This window comes from Acinetobacter brisouisimilis (assembly GCF_000368265.1).
Classification (GTDB): domain Bacteria; phylum Pseudomonadota; class Gammaproteobacteria; order Pseudomonadales; family Moraxellaceae; genus Acinetobacter.
The window spans coordinates 13491-32146 of the sequence record NZ_KB851219.1 but is presented as its reverse complement, the minus strand read 5'-3'; the positions used below and the strand labels follow the sequence as shown (position 1 = coordinate 32146).

Here is an 18656-nt window from a genome sequence, read left to right as displayed (position 1 = left end):
AACAACTTGTTGTGGATTCTTACCAATCAATCCGTCTTTTCGTTAAGGAGGTGATCCAGCCGCAGGTTCCCCTACGGCTACCTTGTTACGACTTCACCCCAGTCATCGGCCACACCGTGGTAACCGCCCTCATTGCTGTTAGGCTAGCTACTTCTGGTGCAACAAACTCCCATGGTGTGACGGGCGGTGTGTACAAGGCCCGGGAACGTATTCACCGCGGCATTCTGATCCGCGATTACTAGCGATTCCGACTTCATGGAGTCGAGTTGCAGACTCCAATCCGGACTACGATCGGCTTTTTGAGATTAGCATCCTATCGCTAGGTAGCAACCCTTTGTACCGACCATTGTAGCACGTGTGTAGCCCTGGCCGTAAGGGCCATGATGACTTGACGTCGTCCCCGCCTTCCTCCAGTTTGTCACTGGCAGTATCCTTAAAGTTCCCGACATTACTCGCTGGCAAATAAGGAAAAGGGTTGCGCTCGTTGCGGGACTTAACCCAACATCTCACGACACGAGCTGACGACAGCCATGCAGCACCTGTATCTAAGTTCCCGAAGGCACCAATCCATCTCTGGAAAGTTCTTAGTATGTCAAGGCCAGGTAAGGTTCTTCGCGTTGCATCGAATTAAACCACATGCTCCACCGCTTGTGCGGGCCCCCGTCAATTCATTTGAGTTTTAGTCTTGCGACCGTACTCCCCAGGCGGTCTACTTATCGCGTTAGCTGCGCCACTAAGGTCTCAAAGACCCCAACGGCTAGTAGACATCGTTTACGGCATGGACTACCAGGGTATCTAATCCTGTTTGCTCCCCATGCTTTCGTACCTCAGCGTCAGTATTAGGCCAGATGGCTGCCTTCGCCATCGGTATTCCTCCAGATCTCTACGCATTTCACCGCTACACCTGGAATTCTACCATCCTCTCCCATACTCTAGCTAACCAGTATCGAATGCAATTCCCAAGTTAAGCTCGGGGATTTCACATTTGACTTAATTAGCCGCCTACGCACGCTTTACGCCCAGTAAATCCGATTAACGCTTGCACCCTCTGTATTACCGCGGCTGCTGGCACAGAGTTAGCCGGTGCTTATTCTGCGAGTAACGTCCACTTACTTTGGGTATTAACCAAAGAAGCCTCCTCCTCGCTTAAAGTGCTTTACAACCAAAAGGCCTTCTTCACACACGCGGCATGGCTGGATCAGGGTTCCCCCCATTGTCCAATATTCCCCACTGCTGCCTCCCGTAGGAGTCTGGGCCGTGTCTCAGTCCCAGTGTGGCGGATCATCCTCTCAGACCCGCTACAGATCGTCGCCTTGGTAGGCCTTTACCCCACCAACTAGCTAATCCGACTTAGGCTCATCTATTAGCGCAAGGTCTAATGATCCCCTGCTTTCTCCCGTAGGACGTATGCGGTATTAGCGTTCCTTTCGAAACGTTGTCCCCCACTAATAGGCAGATTCCTAAGCATTCCTCACCCGTCCGCCGCTAAATCCAGGAGCAAGCTCCCTTCATCCGCTCGACTTGCATGTGTTAAGCCTGCCGCCAGCGTTCAATCTGAGCCATGATCAAACTCTTCAGTTTAAAATCATTGCACTTTACTAAAAGTGCTAAATCTGGCTCATTAATCTTACTGACTAAAAATTCGCTCAAATAAACTTCGAGAAATTTCTACCAATTCAATCAATGAAATATATATTCGACTGATCAACCAGTAAAAATCCACACAAGTTGTTCTTCCAATTCTCTTAATGATCTTCTCGATGATTCGTCATCATCAAGCTAGGTCGGCTATGTTACTCTATTTTATGATAAAGTCAACAGGTAATTTCGATATTTTTAAAACTCATTCAATCAACCTAAAATCTAACTTATCAAGCTAAATCCTTGTTAATCAACAAGTTTTTATCTGCATCACCGCCGATGGATACGCATTATAGACCATAACCATTCTAACGCAACCCTTTTTTCAACCCAATAATATCATCTGTCTCTTTTTTAGACTATTTCGGCGCTTTTCTGCATTTTTTGCTTAATTATCCAACTGTTTTGATAAATTAGTTTCTTTTTTTCATATTGTGATAATCACATTTCAATTTTATTCATGCTATATAATGGTTAAAATTAAATTATCTAACTAAAATGTCGGAAATGCGTATGCGTAGTCAGTTTTCTGTATTGTGGGTTTCTTTAGTTACGCTGTGTGTCAGTGGTTCTGTTCTAGCAGCAGAATCAGACGCTTCTACTTCTGTAAATGAAACTCAGGCTCAATCGACTGCTGCAAAAGGCTCTCGTATTGATAAAATTAAGGCATTTTCCGAAAAGACAGTTAAAGATTTAAAAGTCGATGCCAATGCAAGTCAGCCTGATGAAGTTAAAGACCCTTTTCAACCACTCAACCGTAAGATTTTTGTCTTTAATGACTATATAGATCGCTATGCTCTACGACCTATAGCTGTACAGTATCAAGCGAAGATTCCTGCCGAAGTACGTGGTTCATATCGTCAATTTCGGGGCAATTTAGCTGAACCTTGGAATGCAACCAACCAAATTATTCAATGGAAACCTAAGCGCGCATTTCAAACGGTGGGGCGATTCTTAATTAATAGTATTACAACATTAGGCTTAGCAGATCCAGCAAGTCGCCTAGGCCTAGATCAGGAAGAAGAAAGCTTAGGCACGACATTGGGTTATTATGGTGTTTCTTCAGGTCCATACTTGATGGTGCCATTTTTTGGTCCAAGTACTTTACGTGATGGTTTAGGTTTTATTGTTGATACTCAGGCAAGCCCACAAAAGTATATTTTGCAAGAAAATTACCCTGGATTATATTGGGGAGATTGGGCGGTTTATGCAATTGATGTGCGTAGTTCATTGCTAGATGTTGATCAGGGTTTACAAGGTGACCGTTACGCAGCAATCCGAGATGCCTACTTACAGCGCAAACGCTTTGTCATTGCAGAGAAAAAAGGGGATTCGAGTCAAGAAACTTCTTTTATTGATGAGAATGATGGAGTAGATAGTAGTGCACCAGCCGATTCTCAGCCTAATAATAAATAATGATTTGTGATTAACATTATTTATTATATTTTGAATCAACCATTGATGTAAAAGGACTGTTCTCTCATTTATGTATTTCATTCAACCTACTCGAACAATACCTCATCTAGAGCGTGTATTAAGTGCTTTACCGAGCCTACAAATGATTCATATAGAGGACATTCCCCTTTACGATCAAAGCATTATTGCAATTGCTGACGTACAGGATTTTTTAGAACATCAATGGGAGTTGCCAACGATTGTACTTGCTTTTGAAAATGAAGGCTCTGCGCTTGCACAAGCATGGCAAGCGGGTGCGTTAGCAGGATGGATTTGGTATCAGCTCCCTGAAAAACCTATTGAAGCGCTCGCTAAAATTGATGCGCAATATAAGCGTAATCAAGATAGCCGCGATTTACCCTCTGCTGCCATATTACAAAAAAAACTGCTTCCAACCCCGCTTGAATTGCCTAACTATAAAATAGAATCATTTTTCAAACCTTCTGCCTATTTGTCAGGAGACTGGTACGATTACTGGAAAATCAGTGATAAAGAAATTATTTTTTATCTCGCGGATGTTTCAGGTCACGGCGTAACCAGTAGTTTACTGACTTCATGGATGGCTGCTTTTCATGGTCGTTCTAAAACACCTCGCGAGCTAATTAAAAAGCTCAATGGAATGTTAGTCCAAGAAAATATTGAAAAACATATCACGATGATTACGGGAATTTTAAATTTTGAAACCCATCATTTACGTTGGTCCAGTGCAGGACATTACCCTCCAGCGATCTTATTTGAGCCGAATCAGCCCCCGAAAATTTTAAATACCAGCAGCTTTCCCCTAGGCCTAACTGAAGACTTAGAAGTTGAGGAATTTGAATGTATTTTAAGCAAACAAGCACGTTTCATTGTGTGCTCGGATGGGGCACTAGAGCCATTTGAAGGTGGTTTAAATGAACAATTTCAAAAACTTGTCGAACATCTGCAAAATCATACATTTGAAGCACCAGCACATGTCGCCGATGATATCGCAATTCTAAGTTTATGCCGAGTAAAGTAGCAAAAAAACCTATATCGTAGTTTTTTGTAATTAATTTTCACTGCTCAACCACTTGAGTATGTCCCCCCCCTATGTGATAATTTTCTAATCCTTCTCAAAAAATGGCATATATATGTCAACAGGTCATGTTGAATATGCAAGTTTGAATGGCACGCATTTTTTCAAGATTATTGGAGAAGTTCGCGCACAATCTTGTATTAGTTTAGACAAACTTTTGAGTAAGATTGAACAGCAAAGCAACGTTAAAGGTGCGGTTGTCGATTTAACTCAGACTACATTTATCGATAGTACAGTTCTCGGGATTTTAGCGAAACTCGGGATCAAGCTGAAACAGGCACATCAGATTCAGGCAGTGATGCTATCGACGAACCCAGATATCACTACTCTCGCAAATAGCATGGGCTTAGGGCAGGTTTTTATCATGCTCAACTGTGGTGATAACAATGTCTGTACGCGCACGCTTGTTGATGAAAATATTACCCACAAGGCAATGCTGAATACTGTCTTAGATGCCCACCGCACTTTGATGGAACTGAATGATAGTAATCAAAATATTTTTGAACCTTTAGTGAAACAACTCGAAAAAGAACAAGATCAATTTGAAGAAGAAGTTGTACATCCTCATAACGCTTAATTAAAAATAGCAAAGGAACGCTTGCCATGACTTTACTCTCTGTCGCCCAAATGAACTCACAAAATAGCATTGAAGATAACTTCAAGCAGGTTGAGTTACTTATTCAGCAGAGTAAAGCACAAGGTGCATCGCTGATTACTTTTCCTGAAAATTTTATTTGTTTTGCAGCAGGTAAACAGCGCGAAACGGCTGAACAATTTGAAAGTATTCAGCAGCGTTTAGAACAGCTTGCACATCAGTATCAAATCTGGATTATTGCAGGAACTTTGCCTTGCCCGTTTCGCCCTGATGGTTCAATTGTTCCTGATGGTCGTGTGCGCACCAGTAGTTTATGTATCAGCCCAGAAGGAACTGAAGCACGTTATGACAAAATTCATTTGTTTGATGTGCAGGTAGCGGATGGCGTAGGTGGTTATCAGGAATCCAAGTTTTTTGAACCTGGCGATGAAGTGGTGGTTGCATCAACTCCGTTTGGTCAGATTGGTTTAATGGTCTGCTATGACTTGCGTTTCCCTGAGTTGGCACTTACGTTAAGACAACGTGGTGCGGATATTTTAACAGCACCCGCAGCGTTTACTTACACGACAGGACAAATGCACTGGCAGCTTTTACTGCAAGCCCGAGCAATGGATAGTCAATGCTATGTCCTCGGCGCAGCTCAGCAGGGTTGGCATGGCGAAAAACGCCAGACTTGGGGACATGCTGGAGTCACCAATAGCCGTGGTCAGTTACTCGCACTAGTGGAAGATGAAGGCGCACAATTAATTACCGTTGCTTTTGACCACAATGAACATCAACAAGTTCAGGCAGCCATGCCTTTAATACAACACCGCCGCTTATTACAATTTTAATTTTTTAGTTTTTATTGAATACAATCACGCCTCTAATTGTACTTTTACCCTCTATACTCCTGACTTTTAACCCATTAAAGTGATAGGCAAAGCTAGTCATCTAAGGAAATATTGTGTCAGATTTAGGTCTCATGGATGATCACTGGGAAAAACATATTAAATGGTGGGGCGAATATCATTTTGAGTTACACCAAACTCGTACTTGGCAATTTGGTTCGTTACTGTTTCGCCTGACTCGCGGCGCCCAAGAATGGCGTATGGAATATCATCGTCCGACGATCCAGTTTGACTATGAGCAGCAATGGAAAGAAATATTAGAGCCTGATTTTCCATTTCCACCGCCTGTACATGTCGAGCGCTATATGTTTCGCAAAATGGGCAATACCTTCCAACTGTTACCACGACTTGCCGATCGTTCCGTGGTGATTCGCCCTGTCGATCCAATGTATATTCCTGCAGGGCAACGCGGTCTGTTATATATCAGTACTCCACTTTGGATTACGGGTTTTGCCGAAGGGCAACGCGAACCGCTTTTTGATATTCCAGTCATTCGCCCAAAAGATACTTGGTTTGGCCCAGACAAACGCTCTGGCGAGCTTTGCTATGCTACGGCAGTTGATGGCCGTACGGAGCTGGAACAACTTAAACCTCGTGCCTTTCGCGCAGTCACTCCGATTATTTTTCATAACAGTAGCCACGAACAGTTACGTTTTGACCGCATGAATGTGCCTGTTCCTGCCCTGCCTTTATTTTATAGTGAAAGTACAGGGCGCTTATGGACATCGCACATTAAAGTGGTTCATGAATCTTCCGATCGTCCGCCTCGGATACGGATTGAAAATCGGACTCCACCGAAAGCGGGTGAAGTCGTTTATGTGCATGAACCGCGCTCCCCTGGTGGTGCATTGTTTAATATGTTTGACTCATTTTTTTAGGATCGTGAATGGAAAAATCACAAATTCCTCAAGACCTGCTCTCGAGTTTCAAAGACGTGTTCACCAACATGCATATTAGTGTCGAACGCATTTCCGATATGTTTGTGGCAGCCATGCTATGTCTGATTGGTTTTGCACTTGCCCGTCTGGTCTCGAATGCCTTTATTCGTACAATTGGTGCGAAGTTTAATGCCCATCAGCGTATGGTATGGCGGCGCGGGATTTTCTATACAATTTTCCTGTTTTTTGTCATGGCAGGCTTACGGGAAGCAGGCTTTAAAGTCAGTGTCTTTTTGGGCGCAGCGGGGATTCTGACTGTTGCTTTAGGTTTTGCTTCACAAACTTCAGCAACTAACCTGATCAGCGGGTTATTTCTGATTGGCGAAGGTTCTTTTGAGGTCGGTGATACCATTCAACTGACCTTGTTGCGTGGTCAAGTGATTGAAGGTGAAGTGATTTCAATTGATTTACTGTCCGTAAAATTACTGACCTTAGACAATATTTATATTCGCTTGCCCAATGAACAACTGATCAAGACCCCAGTTTATAACCTGTCAAAATATCCGATTCGGCGGATTCCGATTACCCTTGCAGTCAGCTTTCATGAAAACCTAAGCAAAGTTCGTGAAGTGCTCCTAACCACTGCCAAGCATCATGTTCTAGTACTGGATGACCCTAAACCTGCCATGACAGTTACGGCTTTTGGGGAGTCTTCAATTGAACTGCTATTTACCATTTGGTGTCAGCAAGAAAATTACCTGCTGGTCAAAGACGAAATGCAAGAACGGGTTCGCGATGCCTTTGTGAAAAACAATATCGAGATTCCTGTACCGAAAATCGGTTTTGTTGGTAGCAGCAATCATCTGCCCACCCTCTAACTGGATTTTTTTAAAACCAATCAAAAGCAATCATCAGCTCAGTCGGCTGATGATTCAGCTTGCGGTGATACAGGGGGTAAGGGCGCCAGATAGGCAATAATCAACATCATTCCCCCTGCTCCGATAAATGAAATCACCCGTGTCAAAGTCGCACTTTGCGATAAATCCAGCAACGCCAGTTTAAACACCACAATCGCCAGAATACATGCTCCCATATACCAGACTTCACGCATGGCTTTACGGCTCGCAACGGTCATCCCCACACATGCCAGTAATGTCCATAGCAAGGTTAGACTCAGTTGAACCGCACCATTGTGCCAGATGTCCATGCTCCATAACGGCGTATTTAACAGATGATGTAAGGCACGTACCATCACACTGCTCAACACCCAAAGCAGCATAAAAAACAGGCTCGCTTTCAAGAGGCGTTGCCAAAGCAGTGAAGGTAGCTGAATCTGCTGTAACCAGAGCAGGCCACACAGCATGGCAAGACTCAGTACATCAATCGGGTTGAATAAAGGGATGACATAGTATGCCTGTATAGCATCTTGATCGATATTGACCAGCAACAACCAAAGCAGATTACAAAGCCATAGCTCAGGATGTTGTAGCCATACTTTGTTCTTTTGAATGATCGCAGTCCATAACCAGACTGTAGGTAACGCGCCCAATGCCATGATCGGTGCCTGTACCCATAGACTTAGACCTACCAGTGCCAGACTCGCCCAGAGTAAGAGTGCAAGCAAACGGTTCGAATTATGCTGACGCTGTGTCCAGTACAACAATCCACTCTGTAATAACGCAGCAACTGCACAAAACAATGCAAAGCCGCTATTTTTCCAGTGTTGTAAACCCTGCCAAATCTGTAATTGCTCCAAGGCTATGACCAGCCCGATCAGGATGATTGTACTGATGATCAGCTGCTCGGCTATCCATTCAATCGACTGTTTCAGAGTAACTACCACATAAAAGGCTGCATATAACACCGATGCAACTGCCAGCTTTGCCAATAAACCATAGGATTGCCAGTGGAAAATTTCTACGCTGGCGGCACTGCCACTGTATAAGGCAAATGCCAAAAAGAAACTGATGGGCGGAATCGCTGCAACACGGCGCTCTGGCGTACGCGTATCTTGCAAGAGAAAATACACGGCAACGGACTGCACTAGAGTATAAATACAGGCACTTAGGGTTGGGAAAACTTCATCTGACCAGATCTGAAAAAATAGCGCACCTGCACTACAAAACAATAAGGCCTCACCAATGATACGACTAAAACGATAACGTTCAGTGACACCCCATACAATCAGTGCAGTACCCTGAATCACCCAGCCCAGACTGGTCCAGTGTGCACCTTTTGCCAGTGGAAAAATCAGGGCAAAAAATGCGGTCGCCAAAATCATGAAACTCTTGCCAAGCAGCGAAAGCTCAGCTTGCCGCTTACGAATCCACACCGTCAACCCGAAGTACACTGCCGCCAAACCTGCCGCAGCCAAGGTCAAGGCATGACTGGACTGGTGCATGAGACTGGCATGCAAGGTAAATCCGAACACAGGTACACTAAAAATCAAACCGACATCTAAAATAGACACGTAGCCTTGTAATTCTAATTTTTGCCGCAGCATTAACTGGCTATAACGAATGCTAAGCCAAATAAACAATGCCAAATGTAGCCACAGCAACATATCCAGATAATTGCGCTGACTCGAGACATCGTGCATAAACAGGCTCATGCCTGCCAGTCCCATTGTTGAAAAAAATGCCAGATGATTGAGTAACTTCCACGACTGCACAAAATTAATTGCGGCAACCGCCAGATTCACCACCAAATAGTATTCCCATAAAAATATCGGATCGGGACGATATTGCGGAATCAGTAACGGTGCCAGATACGCCATACCTAACGCCAAAATCGCCAGTGAAATTTCTTTTTGTTTCAAACTCAGCCATGTCGTGATAAGCAGCAATCCTGCCAACACCACACTTGCTATGATCACACTGTTAATCAAAAGAAAATGATAGGCGAAAATCAAGGTCAGAAAAATCACCGCCAGCCCAACACCCTGTACCGCTACGGCAAAGCGCAGATTACGATTTCCAAGCCAGTAGCCTATTGCAGTGGTGATTGCACCCACCACTCCGATTGAGAGTAATCGCATACCCAGACTGACTTGCCAATATTCACTGGCAAAGCGCAGTAACAACACCACCCCGATCAGCAGCAATACCACAGCAACTTTCAAAATTGGATTGCTTTTTACCAGCCACTCTAAAACAGCTTGCCAATGAGGATTTGTTTGACTGGGGAATGCTGTTTGTGGCTCTGTTGGCTGCGGTGGGATCGCTATTGATACAGGAATTGGTGGTGGAACGACCTGAACTGGTGCCGATGCAGGCTGATATGGTATTTGCTGCCTTTCCAGATCAGATAAGCGTTGTTCAAGTCGATCTACCTGATTTTGCAGTCGAAAAATCAGCACAATAAAAAAACACAATCCTGCCAGTAACAGCAAATATGCCCATTGCTGCTTCCCGAATACATAGGCAAACCACGCCAATATTACCGAGAACATCAAAACAAGGCTCATCATGACCGCTGATTTTTTCTGCAACATAGATTTCCTGATTGGTGCAGCCGTTTTATTGATGTTAACCGATCATCTGAACGAGATAAAACTCCCTTCAACGGATCTACTTCTGCATCAAAGTTAAAATTCACGTAAAATAGCCCGCAGATTAGATTGAGGAAGTTGTGTAATGCCACCATTTGTTTTGGTTGATGGGTCTTATTTTTTGTTTCGTGCCTTCCATGCGATACCACCTCTCACCACTTCGACAGGACTACATACCAACGCTGTACGTGGCGCAATTTCTGCAATCCAGAAACTGATTCGTCGTACTCAACCCACCCATATGGCGGTGATTTTTGATACGCCTGAACCCACCTTCCGCCATCAGTTATCGCCGATTTATAAAGGTGACCGCCCAGGCATGCCCGATGAACTGGCTGAACAGATTCCATATCTGCATGCTCTGATTCGTGCATTAGGTCTACCTTTGCACATGCTCCCAGGTGCAGAAGCCGATGACATTATTGGTACGCTCGCAAAACGCGCTGTCAGTGAAGGGCATCATGTCCTGATTTCGACAGGCGATAAAGACATGGCGCAACTGGTCACCGAACATATTAAACTGGAAGACAGCTTTAAAGAGCGCTCACTCGATGTAGATGGTGTGTTTGAAAAATTTGGGGTTTGGCCACATCAGATGGTGGATTATCTGACCCTGATGGGCGATGCATCCGATGGAATTATGGGGGTAGCGGGCGTAGGTGCAAAAACGGCGGCAAAACTGCTAAACGAATATCAAACCCTCGATAATATTTTAGCCAATGCGGCCAATATCAAAGGCAAAGTCGGCAAAACATTACAAGAAAGCACCGAAAGCATCAAGATTGACCACCAATTGGCAAGCATTGTCTGCAATCTAGAGCTAAATCTGGACTGGCATGAACTGAAACTCAGTAACCCGAATGTCGATGAGTTACGTCGCCTGTATACCGAACTGGAATTTCGTAACCAGTTACAGTCGTTGGATCATCCGAATAACCCTGATAACCCAAGCTATAAGCAAAGTCGGCCAACGGTGGCAACAACAACCACAACAGCGCCAAGTGTAAAAACTGAAGATCTTGCACAGATGAGCAGTATCGATGATCAGCTAGGTCAGGCGCACTATCATACGGTACTCACCGATGCCGCTTGGCAACAGCTATGGCAGCGCTTCCAAACTGCCGAGCGCTTTGCGATTGACACAGAAACCACCAGTCTTGATTACCGTGCTGCCGAGATGGTGGGCTTTTCGGTAGCATTTGATGCCCAAGATGCCTATTACGTCCCGTTTACTCACGACTATGAAGGTGCGCCACAGCAGCTTAATCGTGAACAGATTTTGGCACAGCTTAAACCGATTCTAGAAAACCCTACGGTAGAGAAAATCGGTCATCATTTGAAATATGATGCACATATCTTTGCCAATCACGGGATTCATCTACAAGGTTGGTTCTTTGACACCATGCTGGCATCTTATGTACTGAATGCTTCAGCCACCCGTCATGGCATGGACGATGTTGCACGTTTGTACTTAAGCCATCTGACCACAACGTTTGAACAGATTGCAGGTAAAGGAGCTAAACAAAAAACCTTTAACCAAATTGAACTGGAAACGGCGGCACATTATGCAGCCGAAGATGCGCATGTCACTTATCGCCTATATGAAGTATTAGCCAAAAAACTGGCGCCATTCCCCGAGCTGGTCAACATTCTGCACAAGGTTGAAATGCCTGTAGCTGAAGTCCTCACCGAAATGGAAGAAAATGGCATTCAGCTGGATCCTGAGTTTTTAAAACAGCTCAGTGATGAATTCTCCCAAGCCATGCATAAGCTAGAACAGCAGGCGGAAACTCTGGCAGGTGAAAGTTTCAATATTGCCTCGCCAAAACAGGTTGGTGAAGTTCTGTTTGATAAACTGGGCATCAAAGGCGGTAAAAAAACTGCAACTGGGCAATACAGTACCAGTGAAAGTATTCTGGAAAAAATCGAACATCCGATTGCCGAAGTGATTTTAGAGCATCGCGGATTGGCCAAACTGAAAAGCACCTATACGGACCGCCTTGTAGAGCAAGCCAATCCTGCCACCATGCGCGTGCATACCAGTTATCATCAGGCAGTGACGGCAACAGGACGACTATCGTCATCTGACCCGAACCTGCAAAATATTCCAGTCCGAGGGGAAATTGGACGCCAGATTCGTCAGGCATTTGTTGCACCTGAAGGTCGCGTGTTGCTGGCTGCCGATTACTCACAGATTGAATTGCGTTTAATGGCACATTTTTCTCAGGATGAAGCCCTGCTACACGCCTTCCATCATGGGCAGGATGTGCATCGCCGTACAGCCTCAGAAGTGCTGGGTATTCCGCTAGATCAAATTACCAGTGATCAACGCCGCCAAGCCAAAGCCGTGAATTTCGGCTTGTTATATGGCATGTCGGAGTTTGGTCTGATTCGTCAACTGGGTTTCACCCGTGAAGAATCACAAAACTATATCAAGCAGTATTTCCACCGTTACCCTGGTGTCTACGAATACATGCAAAGTACCCGTCAAATTGCAGCTGAACAAGGTTTTGTCGAGACTGTTTTAGGGCGCCGTTTATATACACCAGATATTCATGCACGTAACGTCATGGTGCGTAAAGCGGCTGAACGTGCTGCGATTAATGCACCATTACAAGGAAGTGCTGCCGATATTATTAAACTGGCGATGATTGCAGTGAAAAAAATCCTGCCTGCTCAGCACGCTAAATTATTATTGCAGGTGCACGATGAATTGGTGCTGGAAGTCGATCAGGATTATGCAGCAGAGCTTGCCCCTCAGATTAGTGAAGTGATGCAATCGGTAATGCAGTTGTCTGTACCATTGCTGGTTGAAGTTGGACAAGGACATAACTGGGATCAAGCCCACTAAACCCACCCCATAAAAAAGCGCTCAGATTTGAGCGCTTTTTTTAAATCAATTCGATCATATCGACAGTGGGCGGTACACGAAAACGAAAAGGCACGCCCACCATACCTGTTCCCACAGTCACATAAACATCGGCATGTTCGTGCTGATACAAACCCTGTTTATGCCCCGAAATTGAAACATGCTTCATAATATAACTGGTCAACCATGGCAACTCGATCTGCCCACCATGAGTATGCCCAGACAGCATAAGTGGATGGCTTGGCAGCTCGGGCACCATGTCCACAGTGTCAGGATTATGCGACACAATTACCCATGGTTTGTCTTGTGGTAAATCAGGCATAAAACGCATATCGGTCTTACCTGCCCATAAGTCACCCACACCGATCAGACGAAATTCTTCAAATTCAATCACTTCCCCTTCGATATCCATCACCTGATTGGCATCTAAAGCCTGCTGGAGCAACTGCCGAATCGGCGGCCCCGGATACTGTTCGTCATGGTTACCCAAAACTGAATAGACAGGCGCATGAATTTGCTTGAGAATGGCAAGTTCCTCGACCAGTGTGTCTTCAGGCTCATAAGTCCAGTCTCCTGCCACCACAACAATATCGGGCTGCTGCTGATTAATTTTTTCTACAATCAGCTTGAGCTGACGTTCATTACCTGAAAATAGCCCGACATGTAAATCAGCAATCAAGGCAATTTTAAAAGGTTGATGAAAACTGTGTGGTTCATTGATTTGATACTGTGTCGTTTTGACTCGAATCCGATTCGGCTCAATAAAACGGGCATAAATTAAAATCGTACTGAGCAATCCGCTAAAAATGGCTTGTTGAATCGAATAATACCCTGTGATTCCTGCATAAATACTGAACAATAAAAGCGGTGGCAACAAATAACAGGCATAAAAAACCCATAAATGAATAAATGCTTTAAATGGATGAATTGTTTGTGTTTTAGACTGACTATGCCATGCGTGTGCTGTTGCCCATAATGCAACAGTAAAGAAAATAATATAGAAGATTGAAATAATTGAATTAGAATTCCACATACTTTTTCTCGGATCAATACAAAACGAGCATGACAAGTCGTGCAATAATTGATCTATAGGTTTTTCGCGTGAGATCTGATAACCAACATGAGCCACTTATCACAACAACAGTTTACGCCAGCTTTTTCAAGCTTAGCAGTGGCTCTTTGTATCGCATTGAGTGTCACGGCGTGTAGCACCTTGCCACATCAACAGGTACAGACTCCGAGTTATGCCCATGATGTCGATACTTCACAAACCACATTGGCGCATCGGATTACGCCATTAAGACAAGCCAATCCGGGCTTGACAGGGTATCACATTTTATATGACCCGCTAGAAGCGATTTCAACCCGCCTCAACCTCATTAACAAAGCACAAAAAACGTTGGATTTACAATATTATATCTGGGATAACGACAAAATTGGTGCATTGGCACTCTATGATATTATTCAGGCAGCCGATCGTGGTGTCAAAGTCCGCCTGCTCATTGATGACAACAATGCTAAAGGCATGGAAGGTGCATTTTTAGCACTGGATCAACATCAAAATATTCAGGTCAAACTGTATAACCCTTATCGCTTTCGTCAGTTTCGTGCTATGGATATGGTGCTCGACTTAAAACGCATCAACCGTCGCATGCACAACAAGAGCTTCATTGTTGACAATGAAATTGCTTTGATTGGCGGGCGTAACATGAGTGACCAATACTACAACGTCAGCGACAACTACCAGTTTTCAGATATTGATGTCATGCTGGTAGGGCAAGCTGTCGATGATATTTCCAATTCCTTTGATGAATACTGGAATGATAGCTATGCCTATCCTGTACGGCAAATTGTCAATCCAGAAAAACATCGCCTGCGCTATGAAAGTTTAAAGCAACAACTGACCGAACACTATCAGAAAGCTACGGTACAAAACTATCTGGGACTTGCCAACCGCACCTATATATTTGATGAATGGATGAATCATCAAATTCACTTCGAATGGGTCAAAGCGCAAGTCGTTAAAGACTCTCCTGCCAAAATCCGTGATCAGGCGCAAGGCAATGATTATTTAAGAGAACAACTCCAGAAAGAATTAATCTCACCACAGCATAATGTCGATATTATTTCTGCTTATTTCGTTCCTGAAAAATCAGGTGCGCGCGCGCTGAACAGCATGGCACAAAATGGGATTCAGGTCCGTGTACTGACCAACTCATTTAAAGCCAATGACGTTTGGCTAGTACATGCTTTTTATAGCAAGTACCGTGAAGATTTACTCAAAAATAATGTCAAACTGTATGAATTTTTACCCGCACTCGCGGGCAAAAGCCTCAACCCACAAACCGAAGAAATTTCAAAGAAAACCAAAATCAGTTTAAAAGGTTTAAGCCGTTCCAGCTTACATGCCAAACTCATGGAACTGGATCAGCAGCAAGTCTTTATTGGCTCTTTTAACCTCGATCCACGTTCAGCGAAACTCAATACCGAGATTGGCGTGGTGCTAGACAGCCCAAGTCTAGCCAAAGCAATTCATGACACCATGGATCAAAACTTGGGACTCTACAGCTATACACTGTCCCTCACCCCAGAGCAACAGATTCACTGGGAGCGTAAGACCCAGTATTTCCGCAAAGTCTACCCGCATGAACCAGACATGAAATGGTGGCAAAAAATTGGCTTAAAGCTGATTTCATGGTTCCCGATTGAAGGCATGATGTAATTTATTGCTCAATCTGATGCAAAACATGTTGCTGCAACTCTTGTAACCCCTTATACATTTTATGTTGTACTTCAGAGGTCAGCGAGTCGAGATTATGCCCTGTTACATCAATCCGTGGCAAAAACATCAGATGTGCAGTTACTCTCGGCATTTCTAAAACTTGTTTAACATGATCGCTAAAAGAAATCTCACCCACATATGGCGCAATATGATCTAGCTCACCTTGCTGGTTAACATAGCAAATCAGGGCAATCTGTACAGGTTTTTGCGCTTCGAGTGCAGCGCCCAACAAACGACCATGAATCCGTTTGATCGTTGTGCCATCGGAAGTCGTGGCTTCTGGAAAAAATAACACAGGAATATTTTGGGACAGAAAATCCGAGATTTGTTGACGAATACGTACCGAATCCCCCGAACCACGTTTAATAAATAATGTCCCGCCACCTCTTGCCAACTTCCCAACCACAGGCCAATCCTCGATTTCAGCCTTTGCAAGAAAAAATACCCGTGCCGCAGAACCGAGCGTCGGAACGTCCAGCCACGAGATATGATTACTTACCCAAAGTGCAGGTTCAGTTGATGCAGATTCACCATACAAACGTACTTCGATATTAAAAACATCACATAACCGTCGGCAAAACCATTGTACATAGCGCGTATTGTCTGGGTGATTTGGCTGTTTATACAATTGGTGACGATACACCACATAAAACCCCTGCCCAACAGCCGCTACTCCATGACTAATTTTTTTGCCAAAATGAATAAAACGGGCCAATCCTTTCTTTTTTACTACTGTTGTTGAATTTTGATGCGTCATAAACATGCATGAATCATGATGAAGTTTGTAGCAGCATTATAAATGAGCACGGTGTCAATTCTGCAAAAAAGTTACAATCTTGATCTGAATAACCGAAGTTAACAATAATAATATCCAATTTCATCTAAAATTAATTTTCCACTATGCTGGATATGGAAATCAGCAAAAGGAGAATGCCATGAATCACATGTTCAATCTTCATCATTCCACCCCTCACCATAAAAATATTCTCCAACAGCTCCAATGGATATTAGGCTGTAGTATTTTATGTGCTGGGCTTTTGATTTTACTCAACAAACTCTTCATGTTACTGCACTAGCAGATTTCAGACTCGCCTAGCCGCCAAGTTTTCTCTACAATAGATTTTTTACTTGGCGAGTTAGGTTATTAGTGGAATATTTTGAGCGACATCAAGGCGGCGAACGCGCCATATTGGTCAGTGTTTCAGTCAATATGCTGAATGATCTTGATGGCGAAGAGTTCAGTCTGTTGGCAAAATCAGCAGGCGCTGAAATTTTACAGCACATGACTGCTCAACGCGTAAAACCAGACCCTAAACTATTTGTAGGTTCGGGAAAAGCAGAAGAAATTGCAGCATTAGTCGCAGAACTTGAAGCAGAACTGGTTATTTTCGATCATTCACTCTCGCCCGCTCAAGAACGTAACTTAGAGCGTATTTTAAAATGCCGCGTGATTGACCGTACAGGTTTAATTTTGGACATCTTTGCACAGCGCGCTCGTACCCACGAAGGTAAATTACAAGTTGAACTGGCTCAGCTTGAGCATTTATCGAGCCGTCTCGTGCGCGGCTGGACGCATCTAGAACGGCAAAAAGGCGGGATTGGTTTACGTGGACCAGGTGAATCTCAGTTAGAAACAGACCGCCGCTTATTACGAATCCGTATGGGTCAGCTCAAGGAAAAACTCGAGAAAGTCCGCCAAACCCGTAGTCAAGGTCGTGCTGCCCGCCAAAAAGCCGCGATTCCAACCGTGTCATTGGTAGGATATACCAACGCAGGTAAATCCACCTTATTTAATATTCTTGCTGAAAGTGAGGTTTATGCAGCTGACCAGCTGTTTGCCACACTCGATCCAACCTTACGGCGTTTAAACTGGGATGGGATTGGTGCGTTGGTACTGGCTGATACCGTGGGTTTTGTCCGTGACCTGCCTCATTCTTTAGTCGAATCCTTTAAAGCCACTTTAGAAGAAACGCTGGAAGCGACCTTACTGCTACATGTCATCGACAGTAGTAGCCCAGACATGCTGGAACAGATTGATGCTGTCGAATCCGTGCTCAAAGAAATCGGGGCTGACGTGCCTGTGCTACGAGTCTATAACAAAATTGACTTAAGCGGCGATGAAGCAAAAATTATCTATGCCAAACCGCACCAGTCAGAGCGTGTTTATGTCTCAGCCCATAGCCAGCAAGGCTTAACGCTATTACGCCAAGCGGTGCAAGAGTGCCTAATGGGGCAAATTCAAAACTTTCAGCTCAGTTTAAAACCTGCTTATGGCAAACTCCGTACCCAGCTTTATGCACTCAATGTGATTCAATCAGAACATTATGATGATCACGGTAACTTACTGCTTGATGTGATTATTGCGCCGCACAAACTTGAAGAACTGATTAAAAAATTGCATTTACCTTTACATGAAATTTTAGGTGAACGTGCCGCTCAGTTTCAGACACCGCTCGAAGAGTTTGAAATTAAACCTTAGATCGGTTAAAACTGGAAAAATAACGTTTTCTAGCCAAGGGCTGTGTGATCTTGACAGCCCCCAAACCACGAAGATCTCACCATGAATGGAATAAAAACCATCGACTGGCAAGCATGGATTGCCAATATTTCGCTCATCATTTTATTTCGTGAAGCTGCGTTATGGATCATGACGCAACTGCATTTCCCTGAACTGGGCAATCTGACTGGCTTATTGGCGCTGCTTCTGGTTCTTAGTATCTGGCGCAGGTTCCGCCCAATTTCACTACGCCTGATCGACAGCAACAACAAAATCATGCGGGAAAGTGCCTTTGCCTTTTTGCCTGTCTGTGCTGGCTCATTGATTACCCTTGTACATATGGGCAAAGAAATTCCACTCTTTCTTGTGGTGTTGGTGGTCAGTACCCTGATTCCGCTTTGGGTTTACGCCAAAATGGCCAAACGCTGGTTATAAGGAGCAA

13 protein-coding genes and 1 rRNA gene are annotated in these 18656 nt (G+C 44.2%); 10 read left to right on the top strand and 4 right to left on the bottom strand.

What is annotated here, in order from left to right; translation table 11 throughout:
- Window positions 1–43 precede the first annotated feature (43 nt).
- Window positions 44–1581 (bottom strand): 16S ribosomal RNA (locus F975_RS03795).
- 573 nt (window positions 1582–2154) lie between these two features.
- Between F975_RS03795 and F975_RS03790 the strand changes: the two genes are divergently transcribed.
- The 6 genes from F975_RS03790 (at window position 2155) to F975_RS03765 (ending at window position 7394) form a co-directional block, all read left to right on the top strand.
- Window positions 2155–3057 (top strand): MlaA family lipoprotein, encoded by a 903-nt coding sequence (locus F975_RS03790; RefSeq protein WP_004750534.1) that lies wholly within the window; start codon window positions 2155–2157, stop codon window positions 3055–3057.
- 70 nt (window positions 3058–3127) lie between these two features.
- The gene (gene gigA, locus F975_RS03785) at window positions 3128–4096 is read left to right on the top strand and encodes an RsbU family protein phosphatase GigA (protein WP_004750532.1); all 969 of its coding nucleotides are present in this window, start codon (window positions 3128–3130) and stop codon (window positions 4094–4096) included.
- 112 nt (window positions 4097–4208) lie between these two features.
- Window positions 4209–4730 (top strand): anti-anti-sigma factor GigB, encoded by a 522-nt coding sequence (gene gigB / locus F975_RS03780; RefSeq protein ID WP_004750530.1) that lies wholly within the window; start codon window positions 4209–4211, stop codon window positions 4728–4730.
- Window positions 4731–4756: 26 nt separating this feature from the next.
- Window positions 4757–5581: a carbon-nitrogen hydrolase family protein gene (locus F975_RS03775; RefSeq protein WP_004750528.1), complete on the top strand. Its 825-nt coding sequence runs from the start codon at window positions 4757–4759 to the stop codon at window positions 5579–5581.
- Between the two features lie 131 nt (window positions 5582–5712).
- The gene (locus tag F975_RS03770) at window positions 5713–6516 is read left to right on the top strand and encodes a DUF432 domain-containing protein (RefSeq protein WP_034425715.1); all 804 of its coding nucleotides are present in this window, start codon (window positions 5713–5715) and stop codon (window positions 6514–6516) included.
- An 8-nt stretch (window positions 6517–6524) separates the two neighbouring features.
- Window positions 6525–7394, top strand: a complete 870-nt coding sequence (locus tag F975_RS03765; RefSeq protein ID WP_004750524.1) for a mechanosensitive ion channel family protein — start codon at window positions 6525–6527, stop codon at window positions 7392–7394.
- Window positions 7395–7432: 38 nt separating this feature from the next.
- On the opposite strand, the gene F975_RS03760 is transcribed toward F975_RS03765, so the two are convergent.
- The gene (locus F975_RS03760; protein WP_004750522.1) at window positions 7433–10009 is read right to left on the bottom strand and encodes a DUF2339 domain-containing protein; all 2577 of its coding nucleotides are present in this window, start codon (window positions 10007–10009) and stop codon (window positions 7433–7435) included.
- Window positions 10010–10151: 142 nt separating this feature from the next.
- Here F975_RS03760 and polA point away from each other — a divergent pair, with 142 nt between their 5' ends.
- A complete protein-coding gene (gene polA / locus F975_RS03755) occupies window positions 10152–12917 on the top strand; it encodes a DNA polymerase I (protein WP_004750520.1) in 2766 nt (921 codons plus the stop codon).
- Between the two features lie 40 nt (window positions 12918–12957).
- Here the strand turns inward: polA and F975_RS03750 are convergent, their stop codons facing one another.
- Entirely contained in the window at window positions 12958–13968 is a 1011-nt protein-coding gene (locus tag F975_RS03750; protein WP_004750518.1) for a metallophosphoesterase, read from the bottom strand.
- Window positions 13969–14055: 87 nt separating this feature from the next.
- Between F975_RS03750 and F975_RS03745 the strand changes: the two genes are divergently transcribed.
- Complete coding sequence (locus F975_RS03745; protein ID WP_004750517.1) at window positions 14056–15657, top strand: phospholipase D-like domain-containing protein; 1602 nt, start codon at window positions 14056–14058, stop codon at window positions 15655–15657.
- A 1-nt stretch (window position 15658) separates the two neighbouring features.
- On the opposite strand, the gene F975_RS03740 is transcribed toward F975_RS03745, so the two are convergent.
- Window positions 15659–16474: a lysophospholipid acyltransferase family protein gene (locus F975_RS03740; protein ID WP_004750515.1), complete on the bottom strand. Its 816-nt coding sequence runs from the start codon at window positions 16472–16474 to the stop codon at window positions 15659–15661.
- 390 nt (window positions 16475–16864) lie between these two features.
- Here F975_RS03740 and hflX point away from each other — a divergent pair, with 390 nt between their 5' ends.
- Together hflX and F975_RS03730 are read left to right on the top strand one after the other, a co-directional pair.
- Window positions 16865–18196: a ribosome rescue GTPase HflX gene (gene hflX, locus F975_RS03735; protein WP_004750513.1), complete on the top strand. Its 1332-nt coding sequence runs from the start codon at window positions 16865–16867 to the stop codon at window positions 18194–18196.
- 81 nt (window positions 18197–18277) lie between these two features.
- Window positions 18278–18649, top strand: a complete 372-nt coding sequence (locus F975_RS03730) for a hypothetical protein (RefSeq protein ID WP_004750511.1) — start codon at window positions 18278–18280, stop codon at window positions 18647–18649.
- Window positions 18650–18656: the final 7 nt, after the last annotated feature.